The organism is Paenibacillus polymyxa, from assembly GCF_015710975.1.
GTDB lineage: Bacteria > Bacillota > Bacilli > Paenibacillales > Paenibacillaceae > Paenibacillus > Paenibacillus polymyxa.
The window spans coordinates 1,971,281-1,990,835 of record NZ_CP049783.1 but is presented as its reverse complement, the minus strand read 5'-3'; the positions used below and the strand labels follow the sequence as shown (position 1 = coordinate 1,990,835).

The 19,555-nt window shown below is 45.4% G+C and carries 19 protein-coding genes; 10 read left to right on the top strand and 9 right to left on the bottom strand.

The window, feature by feature from the left end:
* Nucleotides 1-50 precede the first annotated feature (50 nt).
* Nucleotides 51-341, bottom strand: a complete 291-nt coding sequence (locus G7035_RS08985; RefSeq protein ID WP_147288176.1) for a hypothetical protein — start codon at nucleotides 339-341, stop codon at nucleotides 51-53.
* A gap of 102 nt (nucleotides 342-443) precedes the next feature.
* On the opposite strand from G7035_RS08985, the gene G7035_RS08980 reads away from it, so the two are divergent.
* The 3 genes from G7035_RS08980 to G7035_RS08970 all read left to right on the top strand — a co-directional run bounded on the left by G7035_RS08980 (nucleotide 444) and on the right by G7035_RS08970 (nucleotide 3,020).
* The gene (locus G7035_RS08980; protein WP_016822540.1) at nucleotides 444-920 is read left to right on the top strand and encodes a DsrE/DsrF/DrsH-like family protein; all 477 of its coding nucleotides are present in this window, start codon (nucleotides 444-446) and stop codon (nucleotides 918-920) included.
* A gap of 135 nt (nucleotides 921-1,055) precedes the next feature.
* Nucleotides 1,056-2,564 (top strand): aminotransferase class V-fold PLP-dependent enzyme, encoded by a 1,509-nt coding sequence (locus tag G7035_RS08975; RefSeq protein WP_019689023.1) that lies wholly within the window; start codon nucleotides 1,056-1,058, stop codon nucleotides 2,562-2,564.
* Nucleotides 2,565-2,618: 54 nt separating this feature from the next.
* Complete coding sequence (locus G7035_RS08970) at nucleotides 2,619-3,020, top strand: hypothetical protein (protein ID WP_017426053.1); 402 nt, start codon at nucleotides 2,619-2,621, stop codon at nucleotides 3,018-3,020.
* A 107-nt stretch (nucleotides 3,021-3,127) separates the two neighbouring features.
* Here the strand turns inward: G7035_RS08970 and G7035_RS08965 are convergent, their stop codons facing one another.
* The gene (locus G7035_RS08965) at nucleotides 3,128-4,180 is read right to left on the bottom strand and encodes an LLM class flavin-dependent oxidoreductase (RefSeq protein WP_017426052.1); all 1,053 of its coding nucleotides are present in this window, start codon (nucleotides 4,178-4,180) and stop codon (nucleotides 3,128-3,130) included.
* Between the two features lie 250 nt (nucleotides 4,181-4,430).
* Between G7035_RS08965 and G7035_RS08960 the strand changes: the two genes are divergently transcribed.
* Nucleotides 4,431-5,186, top strand: a complete 756-nt coding sequence (locus G7035_RS08960; RefSeq protein WP_016822536.1) for an AIM24 family protein — start codon at nucleotides 4,431-4,433, stop codon at nucleotides 5,184-5,186.
* Between the two features lie 120 nt (nucleotides 5,187-5,306).
* On the opposite strand, the gene G7035_RS08955 is transcribed toward G7035_RS08960, so the two are convergent.
* Both G7035_RS08955 and G7035_RS08950 read right to left on the bottom strand, forming a co-directional pair.
* Nucleotides 5,307-5,648 (bottom strand): zinc ribbon domain-containing protein YjdM, encoded by a 342-nt coding sequence (locus G7035_RS08955; RefSeq protein ID WP_019689024.1) that lies wholly within the window; start codon nucleotides 5,646-5,648, stop codon nucleotides 5,307-5,309.
* A gap of 155 nt (nucleotides 5,649-5,803) precedes the next feature.
* Nucleotides 5,804-6,670, bottom strand: a complete 867-nt coding sequence (locus G7035_RS08950) for an SDR family oxidoreductase (protein WP_019689025.1) — start codon at nucleotides 6,668-6,670, stop codon at nucleotides 5,804-5,806.
* 148 nt (nucleotides 6,671-6,818) lie between these two features.
* Between G7035_RS08950 and G7035_RS08945 the strand changes: the two genes are divergently transcribed.
* Entirely contained in the window at nucleotides 6,819-7,712 is an 894-nt protein-coding gene (locus G7035_RS08945) for a diacylglycerol/lipid kinase family protein (protein ID WP_017426050.1), read from the top strand.
* A 14-nt stretch (nucleotides 7,713-7,726) separates the two neighbouring features.
* Here G7035_RS08945 and G7035_RS08940 read toward each other — a convergent pair whose 3' ends face one another.
* Nucleotides 7,727-8,269 (bottom strand): hypothetical protein, encoded by a 543-nt coding sequence (locus tag G7035_RS08940; RefSeq protein ID WP_016822532.1) that lies wholly within the window; start codon nucleotides 8,267-8,269, stop codon nucleotides 7,727-7,729.
* Nucleotides 8,270-8,366: 97 nt separating this feature from the next.
* On the opposite strand from G7035_RS08940, the gene G7035_RS08935 reads away from it, so the two are divergent.
* Nucleotides 8,367-9,281 (top strand): phosphatidate cytidylyltransferase, encoded by a 915-nt coding sequence (locus tag G7035_RS08935; protein ID WP_019689026.1) that lies wholly within the window; start codon nucleotides 8,367-8,369, stop codon nucleotides 9,279-9,281.
* A 115-nt stretch (nucleotides 9,282-9,396) separates the two neighbouring features.
* The gene (locus G7035_RS08930; protein WP_019689027.1) at nucleotides 9,397-9,738 is read left to right on the top strand and encodes a DUF3243 domain-containing protein; all 342 of its coding nucleotides are present in this window, start codon (nucleotides 9,397-9,399) and stop codon (nucleotides 9,736-9,738) included.
* 139 nt (nucleotides 9,739-9,877) lie between these two features.
* Here the strand turns inward: G7035_RS08930 and G7035_RS08925 are convergent, their stop codons facing one another.
* Both G7035_RS08925 and G7035_RS08920 read right to left on the bottom strand, forming a co-directional pair.
* On the bottom strand, nucleotides 9,878-11,875 hold the full coding sequence (locus G7035_RS08925) for a PTS fructose transporter subunit IIABC (protein ID WP_019689028.1): 1,998 nt from the start codon (nucleotides 11,873-11,875) through the stop codon (nucleotides 9,878-9,880).
* 169 nt (nucleotides 11,876-12,044) lie between these two features.
* Nucleotides 12,045-13,997: a BglG family transcription antiterminator gene (locus G7035_RS08920; RefSeq protein WP_019689029.1), complete on the bottom strand. Its 1,953-nt coding sequence runs from the start codon at nucleotides 13,995-13,997 to the stop codon at nucleotides 12,045-12,047.
* Between the two features lie 162 nt (nucleotides 13,998-14,159).
* On the opposite strand from G7035_RS08920, the gene G7035_RS08915 reads away from it, so the two are divergent.
* Entirely contained in the window at nucleotides 14,160-15,044 is an 885-nt protein-coding gene (locus tag G7035_RS08915) for a GNAT family N-acetyltransferase (RefSeq protein ID WP_019689030.1), read from the top strand.
* Here the strand turns inward: G7035_RS08915 and G7035_RS08910 are convergent.
* Nucleotides 15,025-15,582: a GNAT family N-acetyltransferase gene (locus tag G7035_RS08910; RefSeq protein ID WP_029515291.1), complete on the bottom strand. Its 558-nt coding sequence runs from the start codon at nucleotides 15,580-15,582 to the stop codon at nucleotides 15,025-15,027. The two genes, G7035_RS08915 and G7035_RS08910, sit on opposite strands and share 20 nt — an antisense overlap.
* A gap of 247 nt (nucleotides 15,583-15,829) precedes the next feature.
* On the opposite strand from G7035_RS08910, the gene G7035_RS08905 reads away from it, so the two are divergent.
* Complete coding sequence (locus G7035_RS08905) at nucleotides 15,830-16,948, top strand: RDD family protein (RefSeq protein ID WP_019689032.1); 1,119 nt, start codon at nucleotides 15,830-15,832, stop codon at nucleotides 16,946-16,948.
* A gap of 277 nt (nucleotides 16,949-17,225) precedes the next feature.
* The gene (locus G7035_RS08900; protein WP_019689033.1) at nucleotides 17,226-18,221 is read left to right on the top strand and encodes a CdaR family transcriptional regulator; all 996 of its coding nucleotides are present in this window, start codon (nucleotides 17,226-17,228) and stop codon (nucleotides 18,219-18,221) included.
* Between the two features lie 172 nt (nucleotides 18,222-18,393).
* Here the strand turns inward: G7035_RS08900 and G7035_RS08895 are convergent, their stop codons facing one another.
* A complete protein-coding gene (locus G7035_RS08895; protein WP_019689034.1) occupies nucleotides 18,394-19,539 on the bottom strand; it encodes a glycerate kinase in 1,146 nt (381 codons plus the stop codon).
* Nucleotides 19,540-19,555 lie beyond the last annotated feature (16 nt).

Genomic DNA, 19,555 nt, shown 5'->3' with positions numbered 1-19,555 from the left:
ATTATACAGAATGGGAGTGGTTTGTAGATATGACATTGGTAACGGCGAGCTTACTTTACCGGAGTAAGAAATTCTTTATCTATATACTTATAAGTCTCAAATAAACCTTGAGAGCCATAAGGCACATCTAATTCATGTCCATCTAAAGTAATATAGGATTGCCCTGTTACAGCTAACTCCTGATGAAAGGGATCTATCTTTTTAATGTTTTCTACATTTGTAAATGAAAAAACCCATATCTCAGCATTCGTAGCTAAGTCACCCGCTGCAATGACTAATTCGTTGGTTCCATCATGATCAAAATCGTAAACGCTCGCTTGAAGCGTATAGCCTGCTTTCAATTCAATACATCCCCCACAATTGTGATCAATATGTGAACTGGGCATAGTTCTCCTTTCCAAATCCATACTGAATATATCTGTTGGTAATGGAGGCGGAAGATCGTGGACAAAAGGATGAATCTGCTTATGTTCAGCGGCGATTATGATAAAGCAATGGCCGGACTGATTTTGGCCAATACAGCTCGGGAGCTGGATGTCGAGGTTACGATGTTTTTTGCATTCTGGGGATTATCATTGGTTCGTGATCCCGATAAAATGACGCTTGAGGACAAGACCATTTACGAGAAACTTATGGATCTGGTGACTCCCAAGGGGCCTGAAGCTTTACCGCTATCCCATATGAATTTTAGCGGTCTGGGCAAGCTGATGCTGACGGAAATGCTGGAAGACAATGAGGCACCGAAGCTGATCCATTTCCTGAAAGGAGCCCGGAAGAAAAACGTCAAATTTTATGCCTGCAAGCTATCGGTGGATATTATGGGTTTTAAACCGGAAGAATTCATCCCTGAACTGGAAATTATCGAGGCAAAAACGTATCTAAAAGATGCGCTTGAGTCGGATATGCAGCTTTTTATCTAATATATCCTCATGCCTTATCCTGCTATTGGATGAGGCTTTTTATTTTGACTAAATGATGACATTCGCCTATTTTTTTTAACCTATTCCAGCCTCCCTACGTACCCTAAGAAGATAGAACGACTTGGGAGGCGCCGTATGCTCATGGCTCGAATCGGAAGTAGTAACTGTAGGTATCAGCCTTCTAACGAGGCTTATTTCCAAAAGTATCGCGAAAATACAATCGGTTATCACCAGACCTTTGAATCTCCATATGGGCTTAAAAAGCTGATTTATGCGGATTGGGCAGCCAGCGGTCGTCTGTATGGCCCCATCGAGTCGAAAATAGTTCATGAATTAGGTCCATTTGTGGCGAACACGCATACGGAGTCTAATTTGACAGGTACTCTAATGACCCAAGCCTATGAAAAAGCAAAACAAATCATTAAGAACCACGTTCATGCCAATGAACATGATATCATTCTATTCGCCGGGTCCGGGATGACAGGTGCGGTGAATAAGCTTCAGCGACTATTAGGATTGAAAATACATGAAAAATTAAAGCCCCTCTACCCCATCGCTGAAAAAGACCGTCCCGTTATTTTTGTTACACACATGGAGCATCATTCCAATCATATTTCCTGGGCAGAAACCATTGGAGACGTTGTGTGTCTTCCTCCAGGTCCTGGAGGAATGGTCGATCCAGCTCATCTCGAACGACTGCTGCTTCAATTTCGGCATCGCCCGATCAAGATTGGCGCTTTTACCGCCTGCTCCAATGTTACAGGGTTTGAAGTGCCGATTCACCAGTTATCCCGCAAAATGCATGAACATGGCGGCGTATGTTTCGTTGATTTTTCGGCAAGCGCACCTTATGCGGAGATCGACATGCACCCTACAGATCCCCTTGAGAAACTGGACGGAATTGTATTTTCCCCTCACAAATTCCTTGGTGGCCCCGGTACAAGCGGCGTTCTCATTATGGATTCGCGGCTGTGCCTCCATTGTGCTCCCGATCAACCCGGGGGCGGTACGGTGAGTTGGACCAATCCTTGGGGTGGATACGAGTATAAAGATAGTATTGAAGCACGCGAGGATGGAGGGACCCCTCCTTTTCTACAGGCTGTTCGAACCGCGCTCTGTATTCAGCTGAAGGAACAAATGGGATACAGCCGCATGTTGGAGCGTAAAAAGGAGCTGACCTCATTATTGCTAAAAGGCTTGGGCACCATACCAGGTCTGCATATTTTGGGAGGAAACAGCCAAGATCGGCTGGGAATCGTTTCTTTCGTTGTCGGTCATATTCACTATAACCTGATTGTAAAACTACTAAATGATCGATTTGGCATTCAGGTCCGAGGCGGCTGTTCATGTGCAGGCCCCTATGGACATTATTTGCTGGGCATCGACCAGCAAGCATCTAAGCAAATGACAGACCTGATTCATGAGGGAGACTTATCTCGAAAGCCGGGCTGGGTGCGTCTGTCGCTTCATCCCATGATGACCAATCAGGAAGTCTCCTATATTGTCTCTTCCATACGGGCTATCGTGGAAAACATCATAACCTGGCAAAAAGATTATACCTATCAACCGGAATCAAACGAATGGCGATCTATGAATGAACATCACAAAATAGACATCAGCAAATGGTTCAACTTTAGCAATTAAAAGACTCTTGTCCGTTTCCTTCTTTCAAACTACTCTAAAGCAGGCTGGTTTCGTGTGAACCCCGGTCAAACGATTCAAGTATGGAGCGGTTTCGCCGGAGGTAATACGTTTTTCTATTATGCCGAGGATGACTTTGGACGTACATGGCGAGGTTCATACTTCACTCAAGTTCCTGAAAATGCCTTCGATTGGTGCTGGGATACAGGCTGTACCACTTGTAGAAACGTGGGACTGCGGAGAATTGCGGTTAGCCCGTTCGTCTTGAACTATACTATCGACTTTATAACAAGCAGCAGTCAAAGAAAACCTGCATCAACCACACTCCGCATGACGCTGCCTTCCAAAGCAACTCAAGAGAAACCTATCTTGCGCAGAGTTCCTGCAAAACCTAAGAGACTAAAACAAGGAAAGCCTCTCCTGCAAAGACGCATCACGCATAAAAAACGGACCAAATAACAATGATCTGATCGGCCCCACCTGTACAGATTATTTAGAACCAAAAAAGGAGCGACCTCCTCACATGGTCTGCTCCTTTATCTTTCTCGATACTGAGGTCAATCCGCCTATTTGTTCTCGAATTCCCACTTGGATATCTCTTCACGCACCCGTGGCGCTACCTCTGTTCCCAATAATTCAATAGCTCTCATGACATCATCATGCGGCATCGTGCCGACGGGCACATGCAATAGAAACCGTGTAATGCCTACCTGTTTACGGAGGTGAATGATTTTCTTGGCTACCGTATCAGGATCGCCCACATATAATGCTCCTTCAAAGCTGCGCGCGGCATCGAAGCTGGAACGAGTATAAGGACCCCAACCACGTTCACGCCCAAGCACATTCATGCTCTGCTGAGTGGAAGGGAAAAACTTATCCGCTGCAAGCTCGGTAGTCTCCGCGATAAAACCATGCGAGTGGGATGCAACTGGAAGCAGCGATGCATCATGACCTGCATGTTTAGCTGCCTTTTTGTACAACTCCACCAATGGTGCAAACTGCATAGGGCTGCCTCCAATAATGGCAAGCACCAACGGCAATCCAAGCAAGCCCGCACGAACCACTGATTCCTGATTGCCTCCACTCCCAATCCATACAGGCAAAGGATTTTGCACCGGACGCGGGTACACACCCAAATTGTTGATTGCGGGCCGATGTCCACCTTTCCAGGTCACTTTTTCGGATTCACGTATTTTCAATAACAGCTCCAGCTTTTCATCAAACAACTCATCGTAGTTATCCAGGTCATATCCAAACAATGGGAACGATTCGATAAAAGAACCTCGGCCTGCCATAATCTCAGCTCGTCCATTCGAAATACCGTCCAGCGTAGCAAAGTCCTGAAACACACGCACCGGATCATCCGATGAAAGCACCGTAACCGCACTGGTTAGGCGAATTCGTTGGGTTTGTGCCGCAGCAGCAGCCAGTATAACAGCTGGAGCAGATGCCGCATAATCTTTACGATGGTGCTCTCCCACGCCGTACACATCCAGTCCTACCTGATCAGCAAGTACAATTTCCTCGACCACTTCACGTATCCGTTGTGCGTGACTGATGACCTCACCGGTTTGGGGATCCGGTGTTGTTTCTACAAATGTGCTTATACCTATCTCCACTTATGCTACCCCCTATTATATGTTTCATTTTTATTCGGCTGCTTCCAAAGTAAATCATTTTAAAAACCGATATCTTTATATTGAACCTTTTTCGCATCTTTTTCAAGCTCTCCTTTTCTAAGTCTGAAAATCAGGCGAGAGAAGTGCCGAGATCCACGCAGGAAAAGCAGTCTCTTTGTCGAATTTATGGTATGGAATAAATAAGATTTCCATCCCCACACCATGAAAACAACAAGGAGGCACATACATTATGGCTTTTGTCATTAATAATTTAAAGGATAACAGCAATGTTGCCATCACTGACCAATTAGGTGGATTTACGGTACTGGAATACATAACAGATTTGAGTTGCACCTCGGTTGCAGCTGCAAAAGACAATTACTATATGAGCAAAAGTAACATGCGCCGCAAGCAGCTCATGATCGAAATCAATAATAGTGAGATTATGATGAGGGCAGGTGCCATGCAGTATACTGTAGGCAGCATGGAAATGACTACCGGTGTAAAAGGCGTCGGAGGCTTAATGCGAAACTTGGTATCCGGTGCTGTAACGGGGACAGGTGCTATTAAACCGCATTATAAAGGCACGGGGACCATTATGCTGGAGCCTACCTACCAATATATTTGGCTCATTGATGTGGATAATGATGACATTGCCATCGAAGACGGATTGTTTTTAGCTTGCGACACCACGCTGGACATATCCGTCGTTGCACGCAGTAATCTTTCTTCTGCTGCACTGGGCGGAGAAGGGTTATTTAATTTAAGCGCCCGTGGAAAAGGAGTGCTGGCACTTCAAGCGCCGATCCCTTCTGATGAAGCAGTCGTTATAGAATTGCAAAATGATGTGCTCAAGGTGGATGGCAACTTTGCCCTTATGTGGTCCAACACCCTACAGTTCACCGTCGAAAAATCGGGAAAAACCAAAATGGGCTCGGCCGCTTCCGGCGAAGGGCTGGTTAATGTATACAGGGGAACCGGAACTGTATGGCTAGCACCACTATGACATCTATGTGGGCATGAGCATTGGAAGCCCAATGATGCCAAATGCTAGTAAAAAAGGAGAAGCCTCGGCTTCTCCTTTTTTTAATCCTCATGGAACTGAATAGTTCCTCTGCTGTACACTTTAATTCTTTTTGACAAACTCCGATTTTAGCTTCATTGCTCCAAAACCATCGATTTTGCAATCAATATCGTGATCGCCTTCCACCAAACGGATGTTTTTTACTTTGGTGCCGATTTTCAAGACGGAAGAGCTTCCCTTCACTTTAAGGTCTTTAATGACCGTTACAGAGTCACCATCCTTCAGAATGTTACCATTCGCATCTTTGACGACTTTTACATCTTCACTGCTTACGGATTCTGACTCGGCAGACCACTCATGAGCGCATTCCGGGCAAATGAACAGACTGCGGTCCTCATAGGTGTACTCTGAATTACACTCAGGACAGTTTGGCAAATTAGACATGGTATTATGTACTCCATTCATATATTATTTCTATTCCAAGCCTACCTTGGAGTTCCCTACAAGTATATTGGATAATCAGTCGCGGTTCCACTTATGAATGTAACTAAACAGATGCTAACCTTCCTAGGTAGCATCCGTTTTTGACAGTACGGTTATTATGCTTGAATTTGCTTGACTAGTTCACTAATCCCTTGGTTAAGCGGTGTAAGGGGACGCTTCAACAGCTTCTCTAAATCGTTGCTTGCGACATCCAAGGCTCCTTCGCGAATCGCCTGTTGAATGCCTACCACAATAGGGATGGCACCTTCCGGTACTCCCGCACCGAGCATAATCTCGGCATACGCAGCATCGTCCACCTGCTGTACAGGAACGTCCTTACCCAGGACCTCAGCAAGTATAGTCGCAAACTCTTCTTGGGTTATCGGCTTACCGGAGAGCTCGTACATGGTATTCTCATGCCCTTCGCCAGACAACACGGCTGCAGCCGCTTCCGCGTAATCAGCACGGGTTGCCCAACCTACTTTACCGGACCCTGCCGAGGTTAGCCATGGAGCTCCCGCGAGTACGGATTGGATCGTGCCTGCTTCATTCTCAAGATACCAATTATTACGCAAGAAGGAATAAGGAATACCCGACTCACGTATGAACTCCTCCGTAATACGATGTACAGGTGCAAGGAATAGAGTGCTGTCAGCGGCATTGGCAGCACTGGTATACGCGATGAAGCCCACTCCCGCACGCACAGCAGCATCAACAGCCGCTTTATGCTGACGAATTCTAGTATCATTATCTCCGTCTGCGGATATAATCAACAGTCGGTCTACACCAGCAAATGCCTGATCCAGCGTTTCCGGCTTATCAAAATCGCCATGACGAACGTCAACGCCACGATTACGTAACCCCTCTGCTTTTTCCGGATTTCTTACGCTAACAATAAGGTCTTTTGCCGGAACGGATGCAAGCAATGTATCTACCACAATGGCCCCCAGCTGCCCCGTTGCTCCTGTTAATGCGATTTTCATACGAAATCCTCCATTCATATTTTTATTTACTTTTATATAGTAACTAAAAATATGATACATGTCTAATTTAGAGTCTAAAGGTATGCTTTACGGGTAAGGGTTGGTAACCCTGGTAACCCAGACCTTCCACAAAGAGAGGAATATGTGTATGAAGAAAGCTATGGTCATTGTAAATCCCTCTTCCGGCAAAGAGGAGTCCCTCCAACATGTCAGAAACGTAGAAGAAATTCTACGTGAGCAAGGATACGCTGTTACAGTCGAAGAGACGGCACAAGAACTTGATGCCACCCGTTTTTGCGTCACTGCTTGTCAGGAAACTTATGATCTAGTCGTTTCCCTCGGTGGAGATGGCACGCTCCACGAAACCATTAATGGTTTCATGGATCAAGACCATCGTCCAAAACTGGGGGTCATCCCTCTTGGGACGGTCAATGATTTTGCCCGTGCCTTACAAATTCCGCTAAGTCCCGAACTGGCGATCCGTACACTCACTTCTGCTCGCGTGAAAGCCGTAGATATGGGTCTCTTAAACGGTCGAATGTTTGCTAATGTTGTTGCCACTGGCTCGCTTGCCGAGTCGCTATCCGCTGTGTCGTCAGACGATAAATCCATGTTTGGCACATTTGCCTACATTAAAGAAGGTATGAAAGAACTGATCAACCATCCTGCCCATCCGCTTATCGTTCGCTATGATGACAAGACTTGGGAAGGCGAATCCCCACTCTTTCTTGCTGCTTTAACCAACTCAGTTGGCGGATTTGAGAAACTGGTGCCCGGGGCAGCAGTTGATGATGGCCTGCTTCACTGCTTTATTTTCAAAAACCTCAATATATTGAATACGGTGACAGCCAGTATATCCTTATTTTTAGGCAACTTGAAGGATCATAAAGACGTCGTTTACTTTACCGCAAAGCATGTAAGTGTCAGCTCCGCAGAATCGGTCAGTACGAATGTAGATGGTGAGGAAGGACCGTCTTTGCCTATTGAGGTTCGTATTCTACCGCGTCATATCGAGGTGATTGTGCCTGAGGAGTCTGAGTAATACGGTGCTTATCCTCAGGCTTGAGGCTCATACTCGCTCAATTTTCCTTCGTAGATCAAATGGAATCGGTCACTTTGCCGAAAATCGTCTGGTGTGATAAGGGCAGGCAACTTGTTCCATATTTTTATGCCGGATCGCTGTAAAATTTCCGCGACGAATTGCGAACAAAAATAAGAATTACTGAACTCGACTGGTTCTTTGAGTGCAACGCCAATCAAGCCCAGTAAGTTATACATATATTTTTGTCGGCTTCGGATAAAAACGTGTAGAACTCTCTTCATTTTTTCGACTTCGCGATTGGTTACTTGAAGCTCGTAGATAACACATGTTGTATTCGGAAATCTGCTGTATGTACCTGTTTTAATATCCTCTTTCACGAAACCACCATCCAGAGGGTTACTGGGGGTCTTTCTCCCGAAGCTGTATAACTCCGAAAGTTCTCGGTCGAAGGAAATGGAGGCGTGATTGTATGGCGCTCTTGTATAGCTTTTAATGACTCTCGTAAGAAACGTTCCCGTATTCGTAAGCAAGATAAAAACGGACTGATCAGCTACCATTTACGAAATTTCCCCTTATCAAGTTTGAATTATTCCTTCATAATAACATAGGACCCCCTTCATGGAATCCTATTTTGCTATAAGTTGGTGAGTCGCAATGGACAGTTCGTTATTCACGTTAACCCTCATTTGTATAGCCTTATTAATCATCCATCTGATTTATATAGTGGTAGCCAAAACACAGCCAAACAAAGACTATGCAGCTATTGGGCTTCGCATTAAGACCTGGTGGGGCATGTTCTTTATCGTTTGCCTGGCAACACTTTTCAATCCGATCGTTTCACTGCTTTCCTTGATGGTGCTTACTTTCTTTGCGTTAAAAGAATACTTCTCCATGATTAGATCTAGAAAAGCTGACCGCAGGTTATTTTTATGGGCATACTTGGCGATTCCTGTACAGTTTTATTGGATTTATATCGGGTGGTATGGAATGTTTATTGTCTTTATCCCTATCTATGTATTCTTGCTGCTGCCGCTCCCTCGATTGATCAATAAAGGAACCGTTGGTTTCTTGCGCAGTGTCAGCTCGACTCAATGGGGACTCATGCTGATGGTTTTTGGACTGAGTCACCTGGCATATTTTCAGTTTGCTACGCCGCAATATGGAGCGAAACTTGTACTTTTTCTAGTGGTACTGACACAACTCAATGATGTCGCACATTATCTGGCATCGCTCTATTTCGGCAAGCGGAAAATCGTCCCGACATCCAATCCCAATATAACTTGGGAAGGCTTTGCATTCGCTTTTCCCGTAACCATAGCGGCTTCCTATCTAATCTATCCGTACCTGACGCCGTTTGATCTGAAATTTGGGATTATTATGGGCATGTTGATTAGCTTGAGCGGTTTCTTCGGGAGCTTAACGGTTTCCGTGCTGAAGCGAGATTTATTAATCGGTGATGATGATAAGTTCGATGCTTTGAAAAAAAGCTACTTAAGCCGGGTGGATAGCTTGACCTACACCTCGCCCGTCTTTTTTCACGTAATTCGTTATTTTTTCGACTTTATGTAGCAATTGTCTCCCTGCACTCCGCTTCTCACCGTTTTCATTTTAGTGAGCCGGGGTAAGTACTACTGTACCGCAAGCAGTCCTTATCCTAGAAAACAATCTTGAGGAGGCGTTAGAAATGGCAGAGCATAATCATGTTGTAAATAAGGAAGGCGAAGTGGCCCTGAACAAGATAGATGACACATTAAATCGGATAGACGACAGCAAAAAGGATGACATTTTGGGCAGCTTTGATTCATTCAAAAGTTATTTGAGCGACAAAATTGAAATGGCTCAAAAAATCGGCTTGAATGAAGAAGTGATGGCAAAAGCAGCTGAGAAGATCGCAGGCTATCTGGCAGCCAAGGAAGAACCGCGCAATAGCGAGGAGAAGCTTCTTCAGGAATTGTGGAAGGTAGGGGACAAAGAGCAGCAGCACGCGCTTGCTCATATGCTCGTACGCGTGGCTCAATCCTCGTAGAAATATTTAATTGATGAAGAATAATATTTTACTATAAAAGAGCAGTCTATCCTTAAATGAGGATAGACTGCTTTTGCGTTTACTATCGTTGCAGCGCGTTCCGTTAGGGATTACAATATGTTCTGCTTAGCGTATGGAATTAATGTACCTGGGACAACAATTCATATGCATCTTCCTTGGTAGTAACCGCCAGAAGTGCTTCTCTGAAATGATCGTCCATCAGCTTACGAGACAGCATTTGCAGCACCTTCAGATGTGCATTGTCCTTGCTATTACGCGGAACAGCAATCATGAAGATTAGTTTCGCTTCACTGCCGTCCAAGCTTTTCCAGTCCACTCCGCTCCGCTTCAATCCAAAGACCACGCTTGGCTTCAGTACAGCTTCCGATTTACCGTGAGGGATGGCAATATTCATTCCAATGCCTGTGGAGCTTTCCTTCTCTCGGTCCAATATGGCCTGTTTAAAACCACTGGCAGAACTTACGGCTCCATTTCTCTCAAGTGTTCCGATCATTTCATCAATCACGGCATCCTGTGTCGTTCCTTCCAGATCCAGATCAATCAGATCCATCGTTACAATATCTGTCAACTTCTCAATGTGAATGGCTTGCGAAGATACCTCGGGCTCGTTATATGCAATCGCTGAAGCTGATGACTCGGCGGCAGTCGTAGTCATCGTAGATTGTTCCGTTACTGCGGCAGAATTTCCAGATGTCTCTTCTCCAGCAACAGCCGGATTTGCAGTTGCAATATCCCTTTTCAGCAGACTCACCAGGATAACTGAGACGGCTGCTCCGACAATAACAGCAATGAAGAACATGAACACATTGTCCACTGCACCAAGAATGGCTACAATCGGTCCACCATGAGCTACCTTATCTCCTACATTTCCCAACATCGCAATGACTGAACCGACCATAGATCCTGCCATGATACTAGGAATAACACGCAATGGATCTTGTGCAGCGAAGGGAATCGCTCCTTCAGTAATACCGAATAATCCCATCGTGAATGTCGCTTTCCCAGCTTCGCGTTCTGCTGGTGCAAATTTACGTTTGTTGATCATTGCTGCAAGTCCCATTCCAATCGGTGGAATACAAATCGCAACGGCGATCGGTCCCATAATTTCGTAATTTCCTTCACCAATCATGGCCGAGCCGAATAAAAATGCTACTTTATTGACTGGACCACCCATATCGAAGGAGATCATAGCACCTAAAATCAGTGCCAATAAAATTGAACTTGTACCTTGCATACCTGCAAGCCAACCCGTTAAAGCTTCAAACAATTGTGCGACTGGAGAACCGATGATAAAGACAAAGATTAATCCTACAATTAAAGATGACAACACAGGGATAATAATAATAGGCATGATCGGCTGTAACGCTCGCCCAACCTTCATTTTCCGAATACCCAGTGCAACATAACCCGCCAGGAAACCAGCGATAATTCCGCCGATAAATCCGGCTCCCGCCTCACTTCCATAAAAACTGCCGTTCGCAGCAATGAATCCGCCAACCATACCCGGTGCAAGCCCCGGTCTATCCGCAATACTCATCGCGATGAATCCAGCGAGGATGGGTATCATAAAGGTAAACGAAGCCGAACCGATATCCTGAACCGTCTTCCAAAATGAACCGTCCGGTATAACCAGACCGCCTGGTGTCTTCTCACCACCAATCGTCAATGCAATGGCAATGAGCAATCCCCCAATGACGATAAAGGGCACCATATAGGATACACCATTCATCAAGTGGCGGTAGATAGGATTTTGCTTCGGTTTATTCTCCTGTGAGCTAGCTTCGGAGGCACGTGACTCTGCCTGGTACACAGGCACATTCCCCTTCATCACCCGCTGGATCAATTCTTCCGGACGGCGAATCCCATCTTGTACTCCAACGACCAGCAATTTCTTGCCGACGAAGCGGTCTTTGACCACCGTCTTATCCGCTGCAATAATAATGCCATCCGCTTCACGGATCTCCTGCTCCGTTAGTTGATTTTCTACTCCAATGGAGCCTTGTGTCTCGACCTTCATCTCGATACCCAGCTTGGCTGCTGCCTTTTGCAGATTCTCAGCTGCCATATACGTATGTGCAATTCCGTTAGGACATGAGGTAATCGCTAATATCTTCATAGTCATTCCCCTTCTCTCTGGTGTTTCCGCTTACATTGATAGTATAACCGCCTTTTTTGCTGTTATCGGGCGAACTTTTTACCGGAACTTTCGGAAAAATAGAATAATACGGACAAAAAAACAGGACTTATCTATAAGTCCTGTTCCAAAGCATGGCTTTTAATTTAGTTTATCCCTTTAGCTTCCCTAATAGTCTCATCGCATCGGTCTCCTTGGATAAAGCATGAACTAGAGCTGGCTGCTCACTGATTAGGGACAACTCCTTAAATAACTGCCGCATTTCTTCCCGCCCATCCTGTTTTACCGCAAGCAAGAACACAAGCTCCACTTTCTCGGTTCCCCAAGTAAGTGGCTTCTTTAAAGTAGCGACTACAATGGCTGACTGCCTTATCCACTCTGAGCCGCCATGCGGGATGGCTATGCCTCCCCCGATCGTCGTAGCCGACATTTTCTCTCGCGCCAATACGCTGTCCACATAACCTGTTTCCACATATCCTTTGTCCTCCAGTATTTGCGCCAGCTTGGAAATCAATTGTTCGGGACGCTGCACTTCTTGCTGGGGAAAGACTAAAAAAGGTGTTGTGTACTTAAAAAATACAGATTCATCTGCGACTCTAGGGTCCGGCTCATCCATTCGTCTGATCACTTGCTCCAGTTGACGCTCATCCTTGGCATCTAGCAATGGAGAGACGAGAATATGCGGAACACTAAGCTCTGGAAGATCCACGGTTGTAATGATCAGATCCACCTCCCGGGTTGCCAGATAGTCCTGGACTTCTGCCTTCGAAAGAGTTGTCTCCACATGTACAGCCGGAAACTTACGTTCCACCTTTGTGCGCAATAGCTGGGACATACCAATGCCCATGTGACACACGATAATGGCCCTCTGAGGATGACTTTCTTTCTGGTGAAGTCGCTCCACAGAAGCCTGAAAATGTAGCGTTAAATACGCCGCTTCCTCCTCGGGGAACGATAACCGAACCAAATTCCCTACCTCTTCCAGCGTAATAATAACCCGGTCGAACATGTAAGGGTACATCTTCTTGATCTCAGTCAGCATAGGATTAGACACCGTCAACCCATATTGAAGCCGATTCAGGGTCGTATATAAATGGACTTTCAACCCTTTCAGCAACATCTTATCTTTGGAAAAGTCAATCATATTCAGCTCCGACATCCGCCGGACTAACTGCTCAATCAGTTTAGGCAAAAGCGGATGGCTGTCTGCCAGATCGCTTTGTTTCCCCTTTCTATCCTCTTGCTGGTAACGGAACTTTCCGCCCAGCAAATGCAGGGTTAGATAGGCCGTTTCTTCCTTGGAAAAAGGTACGGAGAACAGCTTTTGCAGCTGCCGTAAAAACGCAGTAGCCCATGTAAACTCAACCTTCTCCTGCAAAAAGGCAATGTCTTGTTCGGAGAGAGAAATGGGCTGTCCCAGCTTGGTTCGTTTGACCATTAAGAGAATATGGAGCATGAGACCCTCAAAGGCTTCATCCGTAAAGCTGAGTTCATGATGCTTTTGAAATACTTTTAATTCATGATGGATGGTGGCAATCTCGTGTGGCTCAAACTGCTTGCGCATCATCTGTCCCGTCAACTCAGGACTATCAATCAGCTGATTCATCCGCGCCAAAGCGATCCGCTTGTTTTTCTCAGTGCCTTGAATGGTCAAGCCTACGCGCTGCTTGGTAATCAAGGCAAGATCAAAGCTGTGCAGCCAGTCATCAATCTTTTCCATATCTCTACGGATCACCGTCTTGTTCACATAATACTGAGAGGCCAGATCTTGTATCGTTACAGGCTTGGCATCCATCAAGAGCCGATAGGCGAGATGCAGCACCCTCTCCTCATCCGATTCATGCTGGGCTGTACTATCGCCTGCATACAGCCGGTGAAATAAATCAGCCTGCTCCGCTTCACTGATCTCCAAATAAATGCCACGTCCCGGTCTTCTCACCAGATTGGCATTGGAGTGCTTGACTAGATATTCTTCAATTACTTTTAGATCGTTTCGAATCGTCTTTTCTGAGCAATCCGTTTGATCGGCCAGATCCTGCACTAACCACAGTCGGTTCGATTCAGTTAACAACTTGCGGAAAATTTCTACTTGCCTTTTGTTCATTCCAATCTCCTATCTTCCAACAATAAAGAATGTCCAGGCATACCGGGTTATATTTTGTTAGCCTTATATTAGCTTATCGATATACTCATTGTAACCCTACAGCAACATACGGAGTGTATAATAAGACAATCCCAATATACTGGATTTTCAGGAGGAAGAACAGTGATCACCTATTTGAGATGCAATGAAGTCAGCATGGAGCACATTTTCCAGGCATTTTCGCTCGGATTCTCAGACTATTCCATTCGCCTGACCATGGAACAAGACGATTTCGCGGCACGTTTTTTCGGTCCGGAGGGTAATTCACGGAGCCACTCTTTCCTTGCCATGGATGAAGATCAGCCAATTGGCTTGATTCTAGGCGGTATCCGGCAGTTTGACGGGTATAAGACCATGCGTTGCGGCACGCTATGCATCGGTCCAGCTTACCGTGGCCAGGGTATTAGCAACAGGTTGCTCGAATTGCATAAACAAACGGCCATATCCGAGAACTGTCAGCAGCTATGGCTCGAAGTCATTACGGATAATGATCGGGCTGTCCAGTTCTATAAAAAGCACGGCTATGAGGTACGCTATACGCTAAAATACTACAACGGTACTGTCCCATCAATCTCTCCCGCTCCCTCATCACCGTACATGTTTAAGAAACTAACATTTGATGATGTCGCAGATTTTCGTACAACTCTTACCGACTGTCACATCCATTGGCAAAGTGACACACCTTATTACGCTAACAGCACACAGGAAGTTTTTCTCGGCATCTATGCGGTGAATCAAACCCGAGTCGGTATGATTGCTATGAGTGCTCAAGGTAAAATCAACTTTCTTTGGGTCGATCCCAAACATCGAAACCAAGGCCTTGGACGTACCCTACTTCATAAAGCGGCAGAAACCCAAAAGGTCGAGAAGGTATATATCTGCCTGTCCGACAATAACTCTCTTGAAGGCTTTATCCAAAAAACAGGCTTCTCGAAGGACCCTATTGAGCAATATGAAATGTGTATACCCCTTGATCCAACTACTTCTCTCATTTCTGAGAACGATTGATATATTCTGATTTAACGGGTGCGCACATGCAAAGATCATCATATTTCCCGGATGTAAATTCATACTGGGACAGGATTCCTTCCTGCCGAAAGCCTGCTTTTTCAAGCAAACGCAAGGATTGTGTATTCTCCGGCTCTACTAGCGCCTGAATGCGGTTCAACGGTAGGGTATGAAACCCATAGTTGATCACAGCCGCAAGTGCCTCGGACATTAACCCTTGACCCCAATAGGCTCTGGACAATTCATAGCCCATTTCTGCCCGGTGATGACGTTGATCCCAGTTATGAAATCCGCAAGAACCGATGATTTTACCTTCCTTCGTTTGAAGAGCCCAGCGGATTCCCTGATCTGTCCCAAAAATCCGATCATACCAACGGATCTCATCCAGTGCCTCCTGTTCAGACTCAAATGGGCTCAGCCCGTAAAACTTCATCACCTGCTCATCTGAAAAGTATTCCAACATGTCCTTGCTGTCCGTCGCTACCATTTTTCGTAATACAAGACGTTCGGTTGTTATAACCGGAAACTCACATTTCATATTCTCACCGCCTTCTCCGTTGTTCACTTTCGCAAGCTTTTCCTTGCATACCTACGCCGCTAAGTTCAATATTCGATGATCATTACTTGCTTCTTCCAATTATAATGTAAATGAAAGAATACCTCTAAAGGGATATTTATAATTAGTTCTTTGTTTATAGAATGTTTTCCTAATCATGGATGATAAAAAGACCGTTATATAAGGAGTGTGTTTTTAAATTATGGATTATTAAAATGAGGTGTACGATTTGGAAGACCAGCACATCCCACAGAATTCACAAGTAGCAGCAAGAGAGAAGTACATTCGGCATGGGCAAAACTATGGGGAAACAAACAGAATGGCCGAAATATCAAAAACCTACGGTTCGTCTATTTTGTTTAGACGTTGGGGAGCAACCCTTTTTGATTTTATATTTTTTATAATCGGGTATATTTGTTTCTTTATCTCAGTCATTCAGATAACAGACAGATGGTTGTTGCCCTTAGCGATTGCTTCCCGTTGCATTCTGATTATAGCTTTCTTCTGCTATTATTTGCTCTTGGAGGGTTACACAGGCTATACGCTTGGCAAATTCGTTTTTCGTATTAAGGTGGTTACCGGAGAAGGAAGACCTCCTGGTTTTCTTAAATCACTCATTCGTACGCTGCTCAGGTTAATAGACACCAATCCATTGCTAATGGGTTCACTACCTGCTGGTATCAGCGTGTTAGTAACTGCCTCTAGACAACGAATTGGTGATTTAGCTGCAGGTACATATGTGGTAAAGGTGCGGGACTTGGAGCCGATTAGCAAAAAGACAATGAGACGGTCGCTCTTCATATTTTTTACCGCAATGGTGATCTTGGGAGCCTCGTTTGTAAATGCTATTTTTGTACTGGCAAACAGTTACAAGTCCAATGAAGCTCCGGTAAGCAAGCAGGAGCAGAGCTTTGTAAGTAGAGATGGACATTTTCAGATTTCTGCCCCACTAGACTGGTCGACAGACCCGGACCGGGAAGGAAAAGCAGATATTGCAATATTCAATCCCTACATTGAAAAGTCTGTTATCGTACGATCCAATTCGAAAGAGAAATTGGGTAATGTAACGCGCCAGTACTACACAAAGAAAATTCAAAACAACATGACCAAAGAGTTTAATCTCTCTACAGTAGGACCTTCATCCAACACCACGATTCAAGGATATCCAGCCACTCAGTTCACGATTAAAGGACAGAAAGATATAAACCATTATGTCACCCATGTAGCCATTATTGAGACTGAAAATAATTTCTACCAGATCATCGGGTATACGCCTGCATCAAAATATAGCCGTTTAAAGAAAGAAATTCATGATATTACCTATAGCTTTCGTGAGGTTCGACCTTAGACATCGTGACGGACCAGGACGAATAATGAAAGAATAAGACGCAAAAGACAGGTGCTCCTTGGAGCCCTGTTTTTTCGCATACAACTATTCTTGATATCTATGATAAAATAGGCTGACATGTTCGGCGCCCTGTTTTATTATATTGTTCAGATGCACAACAAATTGAAAGCCCTTTCAATTAATGTGATACAGTAAAACACCTTACATCACTAGATAAAGGAGGAATCCTGATCTGTTTCCGCTCTCCGAAAGACAAGCCCAAGACATCGTAGACAAAATGATGAAGGATATCCCATACAATATCAATATTATGAATGAACGAGGCATCATCATTGGCAGCGGCGAGAGTGAACGAATCGGAACCATTCACCAAGGGGCTGTTCAGGCGCTCGAAACCGGGAAAATGATTGAAGTGTGGCAGGACGGACATTACGAGAAAAAAGGAACCAATGAACCGATTGTCATTCATCATGAGCTAGTTGGTGTCATTGGTATTTCAGGCAATCCTGACGAAGTTCGTCCTTTTTGCAACATTGTTAAAACTACGGTGTCTCTCCTGATTGAACAGCGTATTTCCTTGGAGCACTTGGCCCATGAGGCCAACCGCAAAAAATCTGTACTGGAAATGCTGTTAAATCATCAGGGAGCCTATACCCAAAAAATAAAAAAAGAAGCTGCTCAATATCACATTGATTTGCTTCTCAAAACTTCGGCCGTATATGTAAAGCATCTTCCTTCCGATCCTGCTCATTTCGCCGAATTATCCAATATATTCATGCAGCATCCATCCTTTCGGATGGAGGAAGACAGTTATCTCATCCTGATGCAAAATCAGGAACCAACGACCAAGCTACTGGAACCACTTGTACGCAGCCATCCTGATGTGCTGATTGCCATCAGCAGACAAGAGCACAGCATTGCCGATGTTTATATGCAAGCCAAGTCCGCTATGAATGTTGTACTAGCTCTGCGTCCACCTGTGCAGATTGTCTCTTTTGCAGAAGTCGAATTCTTGGTCAAATTAAGCCAAACCAACCTGACTAACACAATCCACCTGGTCAGCAAGCTGGAAGATACCGTGGATTTGCTGGATACGCTGCGAAGCTTTATTAATCATAACGGCAGTGTCTCCTTTACCGCAGATGAATTAAACATTCACCGAAATACACTGCAATACCGCTTGAAGCGCATCCATACCTTAACTGGCAAAGATCCCCGGAATCTCCTTCAGCTTATTGAACTTACGCACGGCTTATTGGCGCTGCATCAATGAACTGCTGTATCACGCCAGATCATGCTGCGATTATATCCTATTTTCGCTCGCCGTCACTCCCGAATTTTTCTGCCAATCTCCATTGGCTAATGAAAACCGGGATTACAGGCGAGCGCTCGTATTCCATTGTAATTATATTATGCCGTTTTATGTTCCTCGCCTATCAATCCGATCATTTCTCACTGATTTGAAGCACTCTTGCGATATTCTCGCATGTGCGCTCTACGTTTTGCGGCCCTTCGGCCAGAAGCTTACCCAGCTCCGAGGCTCCCGGCACGATGCCAAACACCGCATCTATTCCTTCCTTGTATAGCGTGTCGATCCCTTCCCCGATATAACCTGCAACCGCAATGACCTTTTTGCCCGATTGTTTGGCTGCCTGAGCTACTCCATACGGAGTTTTACCGAATTTGGTCTGAAAATCAATGCCGCCTTCTCCCGTCAATACGATATCGGCCGTGGCTAGCTTCTGCTTTAAGCCAGTGTATTCAATCACGATTTCAATGCCCTTTTGTAGCGCCGCCTGAGTAAAAATCAATAAACCGGCGCCCAATCCGCCTGCTGCACCCGCGCCTGGAAGATCGCGCACATCCTTGCCCAGCTGCTGCTTCACCACATCCGCATAATGGGCAAGATTAGCATCCAGTTGCTGCACCATTTCCGGGGTTGCCCCTTTTTGTGGGCCGAATACACGAGATGCCCCATGCTCCCCACATAACGGGTTTGTCACATCACAGGCTACAATCAATTGCACCTGCTGCAAGCGGTCATCCAGTGATGAAATATCAATGCTGTCCAGCTCGCCCAAACTGCCGCCGCCGCGTGGAAGAGTATTGCCTGCCGCATCCAGAAATCTAGCCCCCAGCGCTTCCGCCATACCTGTACCGCCATCATTCGTCGCACTTCCGCCAATGCCGATGATAATTTTTCGAATTCCCTGGTTCAGACACTCACGTATTAACTCACCCGTACCATAGGTTGTTGTCTTTAACGGGTTTTTATTGTCCTTATTAACCAGATGGATTCCACTGGCAGATGCCATTTCGATTGCCGCAGTGGTGCCGTCTCCCAGCAAGCCATATGCCGCTTTTACAGGTTCTCCAAGCGGTCCTGTCACCTCCATGTAACGAAGCTGCCCGCCTGTCGCATCCACCAGTGACTGCACTGTTCCTTCACCACCGTCTGCCATCGGAACGTGGACATAATGGGCTGTCGGATAGACCTTGCGCAATCCTTTCTCCATTGCGATGCACACTTCCTTTGCCGTCATGCTTTCTTTAAAAGAATCCGGTGCCAGTACAAATGTTTTCTCTCTCATTTTGTCACCCCATCGT

Coding starts and splice junctions, on each gene's coding strand:
- G7035_RS08975 (WP_019689023.1), top strand. CDS start 1,056: ATGCTCATGGCTCGAATCGGAAGTAGTAACTGTAGGTATCAGCCTTCT.
- G7035_RS08960 (WP_016822536.1), top strand. CDS start 4,431: ATGGCTTTTGTCATTAATAATTTAAAGGATAACAGCAATGTTGCCATC.
- G7035_RS08955 (WP_019689024.1), bottom strand. CDS start 5,648: ATGTCTAATTTGCCAAACTGTCCTGAGTGTAATTCAGAGTACACCTAT.
- G7035_RS08950 (WP_019689025.1), bottom strand. CDS start 6,670: ATGAAAATCGCATTAACAGGAGCAACGGGGCAGCTGGGGGCCATTGTG.
- G7035_RS08945 (WP_017426050.1), top strand. CDS start 6,819: ATGAAGAAAGCTATGGTCATTGTAAATCCCTCTTCCGGCAAAGAGGAG.
- G7035_RS08940 (WP_016822532.1), bottom strand. CDS start 8,269: ATGGTAGCTGATCAGTCCGTTTTTATCTTGCTTACGAATACGGGAACG.
- G7035_RS08935 (WP_019689026.1), top strand. CDS start 8,367: ATGGACAGTTCGTTATTCACGTTAACCCTCATTTGTATAGCCTTATTA.
- G7035_RS08930 (WP_019689027.1), top strand. CDS start 9,397: ATGGCAGAGCATAATCATGTTGTAAATAAGGAAGGCGAAGTGGCCCTG.
- G7035_RS08925 (WP_019689028.1), bottom strand. CDS start 11,875: ATGAAGATATTAGCGATTACCTCATGTCCTAACGGAATTGCACATACG.
- G7035_RS08920 (WP_019689029.1), bottom strand. CDS start 13,997: ATGAACAAAAGGCAAGTAGAAATTTTCCGCAAGTTGTTAACTGAATCG.
- G7035_RS08910 (WP_029515291.1), bottom strand. CDS start 15,582: ATGAAATGTGAGTTTCCGGTTATAACAACCGAACGTCTTGTATTACGA.
- G7035_RS08900 (WP_019689033.1), top strand. CDS start 17,226: ATGATGAAGGATATCCCATACAATATCAATATTATGAATGAACGAGGC.
- G7035_RS08895 (WP_019689034.1), bottom strand. CDS start 19,539: ATGAGAGAGAAAACATTTGTACTGGCACCGGATTCTTTTAAAGAAAGC.